Genomic DNA, 15,128 nt, shown 5'->3' on the forward strand with positions numbered 1-15,128 from the left:
CAACCTTTCAAAAGAAGAATCCGGTCGGAAACGCAATCTTCAGCCAAACCACGAAAACCGTGTACAAGCACCCCGTCAGGACAATCGCCATCGCGATGGAACGGCTCCATTTGTACGAGCCGATGACGCGAAACAAGGCAATGGAAGCCAGAAAGGTAGCCAGCACATATCCCACAATGTCAATCACCAGCGCATAGAGAAGCAGCACAAGAAGACAAGGGAGTACGCTCTTTGGCCGGAAGCCACTCTCTGCATCAGTCTTCCTCTCTTCTTTTTTGTCCCGAAAGGAATGAAAAAGCAATCCCGTGCCTAGCGTGATGAGCAGAAGCCCCAAGGTGGCGGGCAGGGTGTGGTCCCCGACATACTGTGAGGGAGAATATGCGTGCAGGCGAAAAGCCTCCAGGCTGACGACGATTCCGATCGCAATGGATAGCAAGGCTCCAAAAAAGTCAGGCAGGTTATACGGAAGTCTCACATCATCACCTCAGCATCTGAACCATACAACAGCCTATGGCACAGACGCCTATAGTGTTACGTGAAAACAAAAACTCGCCGCCGTTTGGCGAGCTATTGAATCCCTTGGGACTTTTCTCGTTTTGCTGGCATCATCTTTTGCCTTACTCGGACCCGAATGTTTTTCTTTTTGCACAGGGAAGATGGGCTATAATGGGAATAACCGAAATACTCAGGGTTTTCATCCATGTTGACGCTTGGAAAAACACCTTCATGGAGGGAGCATGCTTAATCCTGCCGATGTGCTGTTAAAAACGAAGATCAACCTGCCTGTATTCAAGGATAAAGCCGTGAACCGAGGACATTTGCTGGAGATGCTCAGCACCGGCCAGCACTGCCGCCTGACATCTATCTGCGCTCCTGCCGGTTTTGGCAAAACAACGCTTTTAGGGCAATGGATTTTCCACACAAACGTCCGCGCGGCTTGGGTATCGTTGGACGAAAAAGACAATGACCTCAGCAGGTTCTGGCGATACGTGGCCTACTCACTCGCCTCCGCTTGTTGCCCGCAGTTGACTGAGCGCATGACTCCCTTGCTCGATTCGCTCTCCGGCAGCTCTGTTTATACGATGATTGACGCCATGATCAACGAGCTGGATTTGCTGCCGGATCACGCCAGCTTGATTCTGGACGATTTGCATGTGATTGCGAATCAGCAGATCCATGAAAGTCTTTCCTACCTGATTGAATATCTTCCTGGAAACATCCATCTGTACCTTTCCAGCCGCGCCGCCCTGCCTTTCTCTGCAGCAAAGTGGAAAGTACGCGGCGAATATAACGAGATTGACGCTCCTTCACTCCTGTTCACGCGGGAGGAAGCTGCCCATTTTTACAAGGATGTAACGCAATTGTCCCTTTCTTCGAGCGAGCTTGAAAAATTGCTCGGATTTACCGAAGGCTGGGTGGCGGGGCTACAGTTGTTTGCCATCTCCCTGCTGGCCAGCTCGAACTACGACCGGCTGTTGCAGCGGATGTCCGGGTATGACCGAAATGTCGCCGATTACTTGTTGCACGAAGTCATTTCCGGACTGCCGGAGGATATTCACGACTTTTTGCTGCAAACCTCCGTGCTTCAGCGACTGGACTTTCAAAGCTGCGATGCTGTGCTGCAAAGGACGGACAGCCATGCCATGCTGCAGCGCATTATTACACTGAACCTGTTTATTCTCCCGCTAAATGAAGAACGCACCTGGTATCGGTACCACCATTTGTTTTCGGAATTTCTGCAAAAGGAACTGCTCATCAAGCATCCTCAGGCATGGAGCGAGCTTCACCGGAGGGCAAGCGCGTGTTTTGCCGAACGCCAGATGATGGATGAGGCCATCGAGCATGCCCTGCTCGCCAAAGACTATGCGCTGGCGGTCAAGTGGCTGGAGCAGCATATCGTCACAGTGCTGAAGCGAGGCGAATTTTCCACCCTGCTCCGCTGGTTCGAAGCGTTTCCCGAACCCGTCAGGACTCTTTCCCCCGTGCTGCTGCTGCTCTACGCCTTTACCTTGAATGTCGTCGGGAAATTCGACCGCGTCGATCCGCTGCTGGACGATTTGGAACGGAGCATAGCGGATGTCACTGAAGAGCAGCGTCAGGAAATCCGGAGCGGCATCTTTTTTGTCAAAGCCAATCTCGTGTTCTCTACGCGTCGCTTTGAGGAATGGTTCGCCCATGCCGATCTCATCTATGACGTCTTGCCGGAAAATCCGCTTTTTTACAATCTGAATTTCAATACGAGTGAACCGCTCATCAGGCGGACTGCATTTGGACTCAAGGGACTGCTCTCTGCACAAACAGAAGAAGTGGGCAAACGATTCATTGCCATTCTCCAATCCCACGGTTGGCAGGATTCCTTGATCAACCTGTATGTAGTCCAGGCCCTCGCCGAAGGGTACTATGAATGGGACAGGCAGGAAGACAGCGGGACGCTTCTGAAGCAGGTGGAATGGATCGCCCTCCAAAAGCAGGTGGCCGGATTGCTCGTCCCCAATCGGATTACGCTTGCCCGCTCGCGCCTGGTAAAAGGCGAGTACGATTCTGCAAAAGAAGCGATCGACGAAACAATTGTCACTGTGAAAGAATGGACGGAATATCACTGGCTGCCTTCTCTGTACGCCTTTCGGGCGCGGATCGATCTTTTGGAAGACAATCCATCGGAGGCAGAGCGCGTCATGGACTTGCTTCACCTGTCCGCACAGGATAAACCGACGCTGGACAAGGAGCTGGAGTATCTGACTTTTGTCCGTCTTTTGGAGGCAAAAGGGAACACCACCGATGCACTGCGCATATTGGAAACCCTCAAGCCTTTGGGCAAACGCGATGGCTGTCTTTTGAGCATGGTGGAAATCCCGGTTCTCCAGGCACTGATCCATCATAAGCTGGGGCACCGCCTGCAAGCATTCCGCTACCTGCATGAAGCCCTCGCCCTCGGAGAGCAAAACGGCTATATTCGCAGCTTCCTGGACGAGGGAGAAAGGATGGCCCGCTTGCTGCGGGATTACGGGAAACAGCGGAGAATCGTTGCGAAACGCCAGGAGTGGGAAGGAGTCTCCTGGGACTATGTAAATAATCTGCTGGATCGGTTTGCCGCAGGGAAGCCGCGAGCCGGTAGTCCTCCTGCCCTTCCTGCCGACGGTTTTCCGGAGCCGCTTACCCAGCGTGAGAGCGTCATTCTCGGGCTATTGGGACAAGGCGCAACCAACCAACAGATCGCGGCAGAGCTTGATTTAACCGTGGGGACAGTAAAGGTGTATTTGAACCGCATTTACGGGAAGCTGGGGGTTTCCTCCCGGACGCAAGCTTTGCTGAAGGCGCAGGATTTGGGGTTGATTGCTCCTTAGCGGTTTGCCCCTTTTTGACTAGCAAACGAGTTGCGTTTGTAAGAGAATGTTTGCAAAGCTAGGATGCTTTTTTAGCGGCTGCGGTGCAGAGAAGCCTGTTTCCATTCTGCGCTCCGGTCTTCGTCCTGCAGGGTAGCGGAGACTGTCCGCTCCGCAATGATCCCGAGGGAATCGCAAAACGGCGCGCAGCTTCGCAGCGGATTCATAGGTTGCGATTCTGTTTCCTCGGGATCACTGCTCCGCTGGGTGGGACTTCGCTAGTCGCTCCGACTGGAAACAGGCTTCTCTGGCGAGCAGAATGGCTTCTTCCAGCTTTAAAATGCTTGCGGGATATTTCATGGCGCCAAAAGAATCAAGTCAAGGTTTTTCAGCAGGCTAACTTCTGATTGTCTATGGCTGCGGCAAACCTGATCCCGGTAAGTTGACGGCGGTTCTTTGATTCGAACCTCCTTTCAAGCAAGCCTCTTTCAAGCCAGCCTCGCTCAAAACCGTTCGGGCTTATGTCCGAACGGTTTTTTGGATAGAATCCAGCATCTGTAGAGATGAAAAAGGAGAAAACCGCGAAGGTCTTTGGGACACTCCCCCGAGCAGGCTGCTTTTGGACGCGGTTTTGCTTTTGGAATGGAGCCGGCCAGTACAGCTCCCCGCAGTGTCCCACCGAACCTTGAGCGGTTTTCTCCTTTTTCATCTCCTTCACCAAAGCCCGTCCAACCGCTAAAAAAGAAAAGCTGTGGTGAAGAAAAGCCTGCGCCCACTCTCCGTGCCAGTCTTCGTCCTGGACTGAAACAGAAATCTGTCCAGGCTTTCTAAAAACCTGTCGGTTCTCCCAGCACTGAAAATCTCAGCTTCTAGTCAAAAATCGAAACGGTTTTGCCAAGGGAGTCAGTGCCCGTACACAAGTCGGAATCAAAATCTGTCAAACACATGGCATGAGTGACCGTCAACGGCTGCTTCTGCAGCATTTCGTGAATTTGCTCATCGCTGTAAATGTGATACGGATGATGATGAAGAAAGCGGATTCGCCACACTTTTTTGCCGTGCAAGGATTGAAAAAAGGACGTCAAATGACTGCATATCTCCTCTTTTTTCGAGAATGCCTGCTCGCATGCGGGACAATAAAATTCCATATCGATTCCTCCCAATCGCGCTATACGTGCCATGTTGACGAAAAGGATTATGTGTAAAGATAAATCATATAATACATATATGTCAAGTCGGAATTAATGTGATACGTTGTCGCCCCTCTTTGCAAAAAGGGGTGGCTGCCGGGCGGATGGCATAACGAAAACCCGCTGCACGCATTGTTCTTACACAGTCGGCAGCGGGTACAGTTTTCCCTGATAGGCAAAGCGAGCTCTTCCCGTCTCTTCGGAAACCACGAGCACGAGTGCGTCGCTCCGTTCTGTCAATCCCAAGGCAGCGCGGTGCCTTGTACCGAGGCTGGGATCACCCAGATTGTTGTCGGAGAGAGGCAGTACATTCCCCGCTGAAACAATCGAGTTTCCTTGGATCAGCACAGCGCCATCGTGCAGCGGACTTCCGGGATAAAAAATGGACTCCAATAGCGAGCTGCTTACCGTGGCCCCAACCGGTGTCCCCTTGTATATCCATTGGTCGAGCGGCTCATTTCGCTCAATGACGATCAAGGCACCGTGTCTGCGGCTGGACAGATGTTGGATGGTCAGGGATAAATCCGGGTATTTATCGGTAAAGGGCGCCAAGTAACAATAGAGATAAAAGGAAGCGGCTGTCGATTCAATCTGGAAGAATCTCTGCTTGATCTGGTCCAGGTTTCCCAGAACGCAGTGATTTTCATCTCTCATCGAGACCAAACTGTGCTGGATGTCGAGGATTAGCTGTTGCAAATCACTCTCTACCTGCAGTTTCATCGGAGACATATCGCAATCTCTCGGCTCCATCGCCATCACTTTGCACTGTACCTCCCTTCATGCAAACCGGATTTGCCCAATGCCACTACGTACAGCATTCCATTTTCTCGCAGGAATATACGATACTCCCTGTTTTGCTCGGTCCGGCTATTCTTCTGCTCGACTAAAAAACGGCACACAAAAAAGCACACAAAAAAAGCAGGCTTTAACCGAAGAAAAGCCTGCCTGCATCCTGTATTTTTTACTTTTTCAACGCCTCGACACAGTCAATCAATCGATCGATTTCCTCCACCGTATTGTACAAGGAGATGCCTGCGCGGACCAGCCCGCCCATATCTTCCAGTCCCAGAGTCTCGACTACGCGCATGGCGTAAAAATGGCCGCCCCAGACGAACAGGCCCTGTTCGCCCAAAGCCTTCGCCACGTCTGCCGTATGTACGTCCTGTACAGTGAAGGAAACAGTGGGCGCCCGCAGCCCTTCTCCAAACGGCTGGCCATATACACTTGCCTGCGGCAAGGCTGAAAGCCTGTCGTACAAGTAACGGGCGACATGCTCTTCATGGTCATGGATCAGCGCCATGCCGCTCGTGAGCTGCTCGCGAAGGCTTTCACCGTTCCCAAACGAAGCGATATAATCGACGGCTGCTCTCACCCCCGCCAATGCAGCAAAGTTCAACGTGCCCGTTTCGATCCGGTAGGGAGCCTCCGCCAGCTGCGGCCGGAGTCTGTCGGTCGGAATGTGGTCCAGCAATCCGGGACGGCTGTACAGCACACCGACGTGGGGACCGTAAAACTTGTAGGCGGAGCATAGCAAAAAGTCGGGATCAAGCGCCGCCACATCCATCGGGAAATGCGGGGCGTAGTGGACGGCATCCACGATCATCCAGGCACCGACAGCCCGTGTCCATTCCCTTATTACAGTCAGGTCATTGACGGTACCGAGCGAGTTCGATGAGTACCCGACCGCGACGATCTTCGTCTTGGGGGATAGAAGCGACTGCAAATGGTCCATATCGAGCTGCCCGCCCGATGTCATCCTGACCGAGTGGATGACTGCTCCTTTTTCAGCCAGCGTTTGCCATGGTCCGCGATTGGCTTCGTGGTCGAGATCGGTGATGATGACCTCGTCTCCGGCAGAAATGAGGCGCGACAGCGCTCTGCTGAGAGAAAAGGCGAGCGTGGTCATATTGGCCCCAAACGAAATGCTGCCGGGAGAAGCAGCCCCTAAAGAAGCGGCCATCCCCTCCCTCGTTCTCTCCACGATCACATCCGTTTCCTCGCTTGTCACAAACGGACCGTGGGCATTGGCATTGCTCGTCTCATAGTATTGTGCGATGGCGGCGATGACCTGCGCTGGCACCTGGGTTCCTCCCGGGCCATCCAGATAGGCTGCGCAGTTGTCCCCAACCTTCCGCTGCAAGGAAGGAAAGTGGTTCCGGTAACGATGTACGTCAAAGTCCATGATCTGCTCCTCCTCCGCCTTTTTACGCAGAATATTCTAACTATATGATGGATTGTACACTTCTTTTCCTAAAAAAAGAAGGCCAGTATTCAAAAGCCCGTTCTGCCACGCACTTGCCCCAGTGCGGCCGGCTTCCGTCCCGCGCGGTGAGACCGTACTCATCTGACATTCCCAGCTACTGAAGTTCTTACTGAACATGATATATGACAGCTCCTGTCATATAAAAATGGTATGATCAAAAAAGCAACCGGTATGAAAACCGGAACACCGTTTCGGATCAAAGGAGGACTTTCCTTGCGGGCAGATCGATTGCTTTCCATCTTATTGCTGCTGCAAAACCACGGCCGGCTGACGTCCCGGATGCTTGCGGAAATGCTCGAGGTTTCCGAAAGGACGATTCACCGCGACATGGAGGCTCTAAGCGCGGCGGGAATCCCCGTTTTTGCCGAACGCGGTTCACAGGGCGGATGGTCGCTGTCGGAGGGATACCGGACCAATTTGACAGGGATGACGACGGAGGAGCTTCAATCGCTGCTGCTTGTGCATCCTTCCAGCCTGCTGAGCGATCTCGGCCTCAAAAATCGGTTCGAGGCTGCCTTCCAAAAACTGCTGGCAGCGTCCTCGGCAAAAGCACGCCGTGACGCCGAAGCTGTTCGCCAGCTCATCCACATCGACGGAGCTGGCTGGCACCAGTCCGACGAGTCGTTTCCTTTTCTCCCTGCTGTACAAGAGGCTGTATGGGCGAGCCGAAAGCTGTTCATCTCCTACCAAAGAGAGGAAACCGCTGTGGAACGAATTGTTTGGCCGTTAGGACTGGTGGCAAAACGAAGCGTCTGGTACATGGTCGCGCAGGTGGACGGCGAAGTTCGCACCTATCGGATTTCCCGCCTGCTTTCTGCCCGGATGCTTGACGAAGCCTTTGAGCGGCCGGCCGATTTTGACCTCGCCCGTTACTGGGAGCAGTCTACCGAGCAGTTCAAGGCGAATCTGCCGACCTATCCCGGGCGCGTGAAGCTTGTGGAAACGAGTTTGTCCCGCTTTCGCCAGGAGCGTTATGCCAAAGTCATTCATACCGCTCCCGCTGCCGACGGGTGGATCGAAGCCGAAGTCGAATTTCAGACTTTGGACTCTGCTTGTGAAATTGTCCTCGGACTCGGGTCGCGCATAGAAGTCATTGAGCCGCTCGAGCTGCGCGAGAAGGTCATCGCAGAGGCAAAGGCCGTCACCGCCCTGTATCGCCAGTCAGAGAAAGAGGCATGACGCCTCCTGTTCGGTCCAGCCTTTTAAACAGGGAACATCGTCACATTCTGCCAACCCCCTGCACAGCAATAACCTTCTTACTCTTCAACCGCCTTTCGTTACCCCCGACTCCATTGCTCATATACTGCAAAAAGGTATTTGTCGTACCCGCGAAAAAACGGCTGTCCTGCAAAGATCGATCAACAGATCTTGGCCAGACAGCCGTTTCTTCATTCACCTTCTAACGGTACAGTCCATAGCGCACCATATCCATATAGGTGGACAGCTCGCCGAAAAATTGCTGCAGAGCGTCCAGCCCCTTGTCCTCCTGATTTACATGTGCCCGGACGTGCTTCTGAATCAAAGCCTCGACAGCCGTAATCAGGAAGTCGGCCGCTCTCGCCGGAGAAATGCCTTCGCGGAGGACGGAGCTGTCCAATCCCTCAAGCAGCATCGTCAAATAGCTCTCATACACCTGCTGCTCCCGCCCCGCAATCTCCTCCCTGATCTCCGCCGGGTACCGGACAAAGGTCTCGACCGCCAGCCGGTAGATCAAAGGTTCCTCGAAAAACAGCTTCATTCGCGCCATGCCAAGCTCCGCCACACGGTCCAGCAGGTCGCTTGAACGCATCTGCATGTGCCCCTTCAGGTAAGTCTGGAAGTACGCAAGGCAAGCATCCACGATATACAGGTACAACGTTTTTTTATTGGAAAAAAAGTGAAACAGCATCCCTTTGGAGATGCCTGCATTTTGCACGATCTGGTTCGTAGAGCCAAGTGTGTAGCCTTTTTCGGCAAACTCAAGCAAAGCCGCATTCAGCAGCTTGACTTTGTTCGGTTCTTCGTCCTGGCTCCATAAATGAATGGTTTGCACCTCGTCACCTTCTTCTTTTTGCGTAGCTGGACCCTTTCACGGGAAACAGCAATCATTTTTCCGCATGCTGCTTCTCTCGGGTCAATCCTTCCGCTACAAACTCGATGATTTTATCCATCACATCGGCAAAGATCTCGTGGCCAATGTCTTGCTTGTGCAGCCGCATCATCATGACAGCCTGCATAATGCCGACGATGACTTGCGGATCATCCTTCGGGAGCGCCCCGCGCTCGATCAAGAGCTCGACTGCACGGATGCCTCGCTCTGTGTTCTCCTGTGAAAATTGTCTCATTTGCTCAGGAAGCTTGCGGGCAAGCCGCTCATGTTCATCATTTTGAAAAACGCGTTGAAGAAAGGGGTTCTTCTCGACCAGTTCAAATGAGGTGCGGAAAAAAGAAGCCAGCAATTCCTTTGGAGGCAAATTTTCTCGAAATAGCTCCCTTAGCACCGTCTCCCTGACTTCCTCCTCATTCTTCAAAATTTCAAAGTAAAGCTCTTCCTTGGAAGCAAAAAATTTATAAAAGGTGCCCTTGCCAATTCCGCACGCGAGGATGACATCATCAATGCTGGTCTTGGCCAGCCCGTATTGAATAAATAATTCCCTGCCTTTTATCAAGAGAGATTGGCGAACTTGTTCTTTTTCTTGCTCGGTGAATTTCGGCATGACAAACTCCCTTTTACAATCGTGTGACTTTTTATGGACTTTTCGTCACATGGTCATTATACTTATCATAATCGCTCAGTACCTAGAAGTAAACCGGGGACTGTATGAGTCGCAGTCTTTTCTTCCGGCTTTTATGTGACCATAAAAACCATTTCAATCACATGTGCACATTTTTTTGAGAACGTTCCAGGAGGTACCCGTTTTTCATCTGCTTGCATGGGGGAAATGTTCATGAAAACCTTGGAGCCACGTTCGGTCCTTCCATTCGACGGAGTATATAATTTTCGCGATGCAGGCGGCTTTCAAACCACAGACGGCGGTGTAATGAAGAAAGGTGTGCTGTTTCGCTCTGCAGACTTGTCCCGGTTGTCGCAAAAAGACATAGAAAAATTCAAGCAACTGAGAATCGCCTCCATCTGTGATTTAAGAACGCCGCGCGAGCGAAGTTCAAAGACCAGCCGGATTACTTCCCAGCACGGGATCCAAGTCATTCGCGTATCTCTTTATGACAGCAGCCAGGAATTTACACGCCTGGCGTTTTTCAAGTTTTTGGTCAGTCAAGCAAATACGATCAATTTTGAGCACATCATGAAGGACATGTATCACAACATGGCTTTTAACAGTCATGCTCAGTTGAACGAAATCATCACGCATCTCTCCGAACAAAGGAATTTGCCGGCGCTGATTCACTGTACAGGAGGAAAGGACCGGACTGGCTTTGTCTCCGCCGTCATTCAGCTTCTCGTCGGGGTCCCTTATCAAAATGTGTTGGAAGACTACCTGTTTTCAAACGATGCCATCGGGCCGCGCATGAAAAAAATCGAGACCTTTATCAGGTGGATGAGTCTGTTTCGAGTTTCGCCGGATCAGGTAAAGCCGATGCTGGAGGTGCGCCGGGACTATTTGGAGGAGGTTTGTCAGGGCATTCTGAATGAGTACGGAGACATGGAAACCTATTTGTGTCAGGCCTGCAGCATCCAGCCCGAGCGCTTGTTAAGACTCAAGCAGCATCTGCTTGAATAAGCATACATCATCAATACTTGGAGTCTCGGAACCATCGGTTTTTCGAGGCTTTTTTGTTGCCCGGCAATTTGCACAAGTGCTGCCTCCTCAAAGACACGGCCCCCCGTACCGATGACAATGACATTGCTGCTTGGAATGGCAACCCTTCGTTCCAGAGCGTTGCTTGGCCCCGCAAAATTGAGTGTTCACACCCTGTATTGACCACCCGGTCAAAACGGACTATACTTTCCTTATTGACCACCCGGTCACACACCCGGTGGCATATCCTATCTCCTTCCAGAAAGGATGTCATGATCATGCGAACCACCATTTTGCTGTGCCGCCTGTTACTCGGACTTATCTTTTTAGGCGCAGGCTTCAACGGCTACCTCGTTATTTTCGGACAGCCGCCGATCTTTCCGACGAGTCCGCCAGCGATGGAGTTTTTGCAAGGGTATTTATTGGTCTTGGTCAAAACGGTGGAGATCGTCTGCGGACTGGGCTTGCTTCTGAATTTTTTCGTGCCTTCATCACTGGTCATTCTGGCCCCGGTTGCCGTCAATATTTTGACGTTTCACCTGTTCGCCGATCCTTCGCTGCTTCCTTTGGGAATCATCGTCTTTGTTCTGCAATGCTTCCTGCTCTGGGCGTATCGCGATCATTACAAGAGCCTGCTTCAGCCAAAAGCTTTCCCGAAATAATTCCATACTTCGATCCCTGCCGAAATATCTGCTTGCTATAATCGTTTCGTCTTATGATGAAACGATGGAGGTAGGTTATGAAAACAAACGCACTCGCTCACAAAAGCATTCAGCCCAAAATTTTGTATTACGGCACACCTGTCGTATTGCTGACAACCAAAAACGAAGACGGCTCGACCAATATCAGCCCGATCTCTTCTTCCTGGGCGCTCGGCGACTGCATCGTCATGGGCATCGGATACGGCGGAAAAGCAGTAGAGAACCTGCGTCAGCATCCCGAATGCGTGCTCAATCTTCCCGACCCTTCCCTGTGGAAACAGGTAGAATTGCTGGCGCCGCTCACCGGCAAGGACCCCGTTCCTTCCTATAAAGAGCAGATGGGCTTCCGCTATGAAAAGGACAAATTTGCGGCTGCCGGCTTCACGCCGATGCCTTCCGCTACCGTAGAGCCGAAGCGGATTCTCGAATGCCCGCTCCAGATAGAGGCCAAGGTCGTAAACATCCGCACGCCCGAGCACAGCCCGGATTTTGCCATTGTGGAAGTAAAGGCAGTCAAGGTGCACGCCTCAGAGGATATCGTCCTCGGAGAAAATTACATCGATCCTGCCTCCTGGTCTCCGCTCATTTACAATTTCCGCCATTACTTCGGCCTGGGCGCACAAATGGGAAAATCGTATCGCTCCGAGACCTGAAAACTCTTGCGATGCATCGGAAAAACAGGCTTCTCTACGCGATGCTCCTGCTCATGAAGCTGATCGGGCCGGCAAAAAAAAGGCAGCCGGGCGGAATTACATCCAAGCCTGGCTGCCTGCCAAATGCTATTCTTCAAAACCGACGATCATTTTTGCAAATCTATTTGCGATCCGCTCGGACAATGTCTTCGACTACGTGTTGGAGGCGTTTACGCGTTGGGGGAATCCGCCGTACGCACGTCATCCTGTCCCCAAAAAGCCCGCATGTGGACAATCTTTCCGTTCTCGTCGAAAGTCATCACATCGGTGACGTGAATCCCGACGGCACGGCCTTCCATTTCGGTGTGCACGATGAAGGTGACCGCTGCATGGTTGCTGAAAGAAGCGCGCGGCGGCGCAACCAGCTCGAGCTTGGCCCCGCCTGAGATGGCATAGCGGAAAAATTGCTCAAACTCTGCTCGTCCCCTCTTCGGCTCCAGACCGACCGGGTCTTCCACCGTCGCTTCCTCAGCGAACAACGCGAGAAGACGTTCCGCGTCACCGGCGTTGAATGCGTCTACATACGCAAGCAATGCTTGTTTCATCGTCGGGCTGTTGTTCATCTGTCGCACGCTCCCTTTTTGGTTCGTCCATCACTTTATTGACACGATGTTGATCATATCTTACCCCGATGAGAGAACATGCTCAACCGACAGCAGCAGCCGATTCGTCTAGTAAACAACAGCAGCGGCCCGTCTGTGCAAATAGACAAGAAATGTTCTATAAATAGAAGCAAAATGTCGAAAAACGGCTTGCCTTACGTATCCATCTGAACGTCATCCCAGTCGGCATCCATATAACGCACCAGCCAGTTCAGCGCTCTGTGCCTCTCCAGCACCACCTCGTCGTTTAAACCGCCTGCGACGGGACGATTGTTGATTCTCGCGTCTACACATGCCCAGTCGTAACGGTATATCAAATCTGCCTGGTCCAGGATTTCTTTTTTGCTGCGTACCGTCGCATTTTGGTAGAAGGCATCGTAGTTTTCGGCGAGACGCAGACAGTCAATGGCAGATTGCACATCGCAAATGTCTGATGGGAAATCAAGCGTCTCCACGTAACCGAGCGCCCATAGAAGCACCCAGTAGCATTCGTACATCCATACCATCTGGATCGTGTCCGTCCGGTCGGGAGCATCGTTGTACAGGAAGGCCCGCTCTTTTTCCGTAAAGAATCCTTCCGCGCCGTATTGCTCGATGATTCCCTCGATAAACTCTCGCTCTTCCTCAACATTGCCATTCTCGGCAATGCCGCCGGAATAAACCGCGATCAGACACAGTGCGATTGCTCGCTGGACGATCTCATCCTTTGTCCGGATCACCGCATCTTCGTCCCCGACGATTACAGGAAGGTGATCAATCACCGGGATTCCCTGCTCCCTGAGAAGCTGCATGCTTCTCTGTTTGCGCGCCTCTCCCGATGGCGTGGGGTGTATATGTCCATCAATCAGATCAACACTGACAGTCAAGATAAAATCCTCCAGCTCTGATTCGCCTGCCGTGTCGAGAATGAGTTTGCCCTCTTTATCGAGCATCTCGCCTGTAGGGAGGAAAACGATCCCATGCACGCTTCGGGCAATCTCCAGTATTTTTTGAAACGTTTCCTTGTCGATCCCGTCACTCGACACGATTCCTACTGCGACATTGAGAGCCGTGATTTGCATGAGCAGCTTCTGTTGAACACGCACATGAGGCGTTTCAATCTGCGAAAAATAACCGTACATCCCTCTTTTCATCTGGTCAAACGCTTCCGGATCGAGGTCCTCTCTCAGCGTATTGAAGGTAATCGTGCTTTTGCTGAACCATTTTTTGCTGCTGACGGTCACAGCCCGGCCATCTGTTGAGACTTCAACCGTTTTTTCGGAAAACGCCTTCCGAATGGCATCCGTTACGCTTTCACGCTCCTGAATGGAAACGTACAATGTACACTGCTGCATGGCAAACCCTCTCTTCCAGAAAATTGATTTACTATTTCTAAATTTGTTTCCTTCGCAACAACTGTGCTATCCTTTTTCCATATCCACCCTGAAGTTGTATATCAATCCATATATGTATCGGTTGGGAGAACATGATTATTGAGGTGAATAGATGAAAAACATTCTTTTGGAGGAATTATCCCCCTTTTGTCCTATCCAGGCCTTTGTAGAAGAATACGACGATTGCGTCTACTTTTACCTATGGGATTACCCCGGCGAGGAGTATGCCCGCATCCGCTCCTGCTGGGTCCGAAACTACAAAAAAGCGCCGGAATCGCTCGATCTGGAGGCGATGGAAAGCGGCAAAGGTCCGATGCTGCCGAGAGCCTTGTGCGCCCATCCCGAAGGTGCCGAAAGATTGGACCCCGATCACCTGTCTATCGTCTGGTTTGAGGAATGCGATGCTGCCGCCCTTCTTTACAAAGAGGAGATTCTCAGCGTCATCCCCGGATGGGCCGGCCCTTCGGACGACGGACGTTCCTTCTACCCTTCCTATGCCCGGGATTGCATCGGCGAGTCGGACCTGTGCTTTCCGCTGGGAACGTCCGAGACGAATGCACTGTATGAGCGCGTAGAGTCTGCCAAGCAGTTTTGGCAAAGCTGGGACGCGAATCCATGGACGCACCTGCAGCAGCAATACCTTGACGCCATCACCCGAGAGCTGGGCCCGATCGACAACTACTACGCGATCGACGGTGGCCATTGGCCGCCTAAAGCGATGGTCAAGATTGTCAAGGAAGAGATCACCTATGTCGTCACACTCGGCGTCTCCATCCTGCCGCAGCCCAAGGTCGAGCAGTATACGGAAACACCGGAGCGGCTACGGCGCTTTGAGCTCGCCTTTGCCTGCGAAACAGAGTGGCTCGCCAAAAACGAAAAGCAGATGCTGCAATACATCAGTGGGCAAACCTCGCTGCCCTGGTCATACCTCACCTTTTTCGCCCGCGGCCATACTATTCCTTGCCGCGAAATCGGCCAGATTCACGAGAGGTTCACATCTGTCCTGCTCGCCCAACCGGCGAATGCTCCTGCTATTTCTTTTCCGGACATGGGAGAAGACCCGGTCAACCTGCTCTGGATGATTCCGATAACCGATGAGGAAAGACAATTCGCCGAAAACCACGGGTCGGAAGCGCTGATCCAGAGGTCTGCCGGAAAAGATTTGTTGGTTTTCAATGGTGAATGCAAATTTTAAATGCAGGCGAATCTCTTTTTGAATGGACTCGGCAAAAGAAAACCCGTCTCTG

15 protein-coding genes are annotated in these 15,128 nt (G+C 52.1%); 6 read left to right on the plus strand and 9 right to left on the minus strand.

Annotated features, from left to right (window positions below; translation table 11 throughout):
• Nucleotides 1-7: 7 nt before the first annotated feature.
• Entirely contained in the window at nucleotides 8-475 is a 468-nt protein-coding gene (locus tag NST96_RS21545) for a tripartite tricarboxylate transporter TctB family protein (protein ID WP_003389616.1), read from the minus strand.
• Between the two features lie 262 nt (nucleotides 476-737).
• On the opposite strand from NST96_RS21545, the gene NST96_RS21550 reads away from it, so the two are divergent.
• Nucleotides 738-3,344: a LuxR C-terminal-related transcriptional regulator gene (locus NST96_RS21550; RefSeq protein WP_342404547.1), complete on the plus strand. Its 2,607-nt coding sequence runs from the start codon at nucleotides 738-740 to the stop codon at nucleotides 3,342-3,344.
• Nucleotides 3,345-3,415: 71 nt separating this feature from the next.
• Here the strand turns inward: NST96_RS21550 and NST96_RS21555 are convergent, their stop codons facing one another.
• The 4 genes from NST96_RS21555 to NST96_RS21570 all read right to left on the minus strand — a co-directional run bounded on the left by NST96_RS21555 (nucleotide 3,416) and on the right by NST96_RS21570 (nucleotide 6,695).
• Nucleotides 3,416-3,550 carry a hypothetical protein gene (locus tag NST96_RS21555; RefSeq protein ID WP_269320790.1) on the minus strand — a complete coding sequence of 45 codons (135 nt, stop codon included), beginning with the start codon at nucleotides 3,548-3,550 and terminating at the stop codon, nucleotides 3,416-3,418.
• A gap of 642 nt (nucleotides 3,551-4,192) precedes the next feature.
• Nucleotides 4,193-4,471, minus strand: coding sequence for a hypothetical protein (locus NST96_RS21560; RefSeq protein ID WP_003389619.1), 279 nt, complete (start codon nucleotides 4,469-4,471; stop codon nucleotides 4,193-4,195).
• 180 nt (nucleotides 4,472-4,651) lie between these two features.
• A complete protein-coding gene (gene cdaS, locus NST96_RS21565) occupies nucleotides 4,652-5,263 on the minus strand; it encodes a sporulation-specific diadenylate cyclase CdaS (RefSeq protein ID WP_035989972.1) in 612 nt (203 codons plus the stop codon).
• Between the two features lie 211 nt (nucleotides 5,264-5,474).
• On the minus strand, nucleotides 5,475-6,695 hold the full coding sequence (locus tag NST96_RS21570; RefSeq protein ID WP_342404550.1) for a cysteine desulfurase-like protein: 1,221 nt from the start codon (nucleotides 6,693-6,695) through the stop codon (nucleotides 5,475-5,477).
• Between the two features lie 294 nt (nucleotides 6,696-6,989).
• Between NST96_RS21570 and NST96_RS21575 the strand changes: the two genes are divergently transcribed.
• Nucleotides 6,990-7,955: a YafY family protein gene (locus NST96_RS21575; protein ID WP_327925970.1), complete on the plus strand. Its 966-nt coding sequence runs from the start codon at nucleotides 6,990-6,992 to the stop codon at nucleotides 7,953-7,955.
• Nucleotides 7,956-8,175: 220 nt separating this feature from the next.
• Here NST96_RS21575 and NST96_RS21580 read toward each other — a convergent pair whose 3' ends face one another.
• Nucleotides 8,176-8,808, minus strand: coding sequence for a TetR/AcrR family transcriptional regulator (locus NST96_RS21580; protein ID WP_031931929.1), 633 nt, complete (start codon nucleotides 8,806-8,808; stop codon nucleotides 8,176-8,178).
• 52 nt (nucleotides 8,809-8,860) lie between these two features.
• The gene (locus tag NST96_RS21585; RefSeq protein ID WP_031931930.1) at nucleotides 8,861-9,472 is read right to left on the minus strand and encodes a TetR/AcrR family transcriptional regulator; all 612 of its coding nucleotides are present in this window, start codon (nucleotides 9,470-9,472) and stop codon (nucleotides 8,861-8,863) included.
• 231 nt (nucleotides 9,473-9,703) lie between these two features.
• Here NST96_RS21585 and NST96_RS21590 point away from each other — a divergent pair, with 231 nt between their 5' ends.
• The 3 genes from NST96_RS21590 to NST96_RS21600 all read left to right on the plus strand — a co-directional run bounded on the left by NST96_RS21590 (nucleotide 9,704) and on the right by NST96_RS21600 (nucleotide 11,867).
• Nucleotides 9,704-10,495: a tyrosine-protein phosphatase gene (locus tag NST96_RS21590; RefSeq protein ID WP_024983447.1), complete on the plus strand. Its 792-nt coding sequence runs from the start codon at nucleotides 9,704-9,706 to the stop codon at nucleotides 10,493-10,495.
• 296 nt (nucleotides 10,496-10,791) lie between these two features.
• A complete protein-coding gene (locus NST96_RS21595) occupies nucleotides 10,792-11,175 on the plus strand; it encodes a hypothetical protein (protein ID WP_327925968.1) in 384 nt (127 codons plus the stop codon).
• Between the two features lie 77 nt (nucleotides 11,176-11,252).
• On the plus strand, nucleotides 11,253-11,867 hold the full coding sequence (locus NST96_RS21600; protein WP_003389628.1) for a flavin reductase family protein: 615 nt from the start codon (nucleotides 11,253-11,255) through the stop codon (nucleotides 11,865-11,867).
• A gap of 209 nt (nucleotides 11,868-12,076) precedes the next feature.
• Here NST96_RS21600 and NST96_RS21605 read toward each other — a convergent pair whose 3' ends face one another.
• Together NST96_RS21605 and NST96_RS21610 are read right to left on the minus strand one after the other, a co-directional pair.
• Nucleotides 12,077-12,469: a nuclear transport factor 2 family protein gene (locus NST96_RS21605; RefSeq protein WP_327969771.1), complete on the minus strand. Its 393-nt coding sequence runs from the start codon at nucleotides 12,467-12,469 to the stop codon at nucleotides 12,077-12,079.
• A gap of 194 nt (nucleotides 12,470-12,663) precedes the next feature.
• Entirely contained in the window at nucleotides 12,664-13,842 is a 1,179-nt protein-coding gene (locus NST96_RS21610) for a DUF4272 domain-containing protein (protein ID WP_227277492.1), read from the minus strand.
• A 151-nt stretch (nucleotides 13,843-13,993) separates the two neighbouring features.
• Between NST96_RS21610 and NST96_RS21615 the strand changes: the two genes are divergently transcribed.
• The gene (locus NST96_RS21615) at nucleotides 13,994-15,076 is read left to right on the plus strand and encodes a suppressor of fused domain protein (RefSeq protein WP_122958475.1); all 1,083 of its coding nucleotides are present in this window, start codon (nucleotides 13,994-13,996) and stop codon (nucleotides 15,074-15,076) included.
• The last annotated feature ends 52 nt before the right edge of the window (nucleotides 15,077-15,128 follow it).

This window comes from Brevibacillus sp. FSL K6-2834 (assembly GCF_038592925.1).
Taxonomy (GTDB): Bacteria; Bacillota; Bacilli; order Brevibacillales; family Brevibacillaceae; genus Brevibacillus; species Brevibacillus borstelensis.

Coding starts and splice junctions, on each gene's coding strand:
- NST96_RS21595 (WP_327925968.1), top strand. CDS start 10,792: ATGCGAACCACCATTTTGCTGTGCCGCCTGTTACTCGGACTTATCTTT.
- NST96_RS21560 (WP_003389619.1), bottom strand. CDS start 4,471: ATGGAATTTTATTGTCCCGCATGCGAGCAGGCATTCTCGAAAAAAGAG.
- NST96_RS21585 (WP_031931930.1), bottom strand. CDS start 9,472: ATGCCGAAATTCACCGAGCAAGAAAAAGAACAAGTTCGCCAATCTCTC.
- NST96_RS21615 (WP_122958475.1), top strand. CDS start 13,994: ATGAAAAACATTCTTTTGGAGGAATTATCCCCCTTTTGTCCTATCCAG.
- NST96_RS21570 (WP_342404550.1), bottom strand. CDS start 6,695: ATGGACTTTGACGTACATCGTTACCGGAACCACTTTCCTTCCTTGCAG.
- NST96_RS21600 (WP_003389628.1), top strand. CDS start 11,253: ATGAAAACAAACGCACTCGCTCACAAAAGCATTCAGCCCAAAATTTTG.
- NST96_RS21605 (WP_327969771.1), bottom strand. CDS start 12,469: ATGAACAACAGCCCGACGATGAAACAAGCATTGCTTGCGTATGTAGAC.
- NST96_RS21550 (WP_342404547.1), top strand. CDS start 738: ATGCTTAATCCTGCCGATGTGCTGTTAAAAACGAAGATCAACCTGCCT.
- NST96_RS21555 (WP_269320790.1), bottom strand. CDS start 3,550: ATGAATCCGCTGCGAAGCTGCGCGCCGTTTTGCGATTCCCTCGGGATC.
- cdaS (WP_035989972.1), bottom strand. CDS start 5,263: ATGGAGCCGAGAGATTGCGATATGTCTCCGATGAAACTGCAGGTAGAG.
- NST96_RS21590 (WP_024983447.1), top strand. CDS start 9,704: ATGAAAACCTTGGAGCCACGTTCGGTCCTTCCATTCGACGGAGTATAT.
- NST96_RS21610 (WP_227277492.1), bottom strand. CDS start 13,842: ATGCAGCAGTGTACATTGTACGTTTCCATTCAGGAGCGTGAAAGCGTA.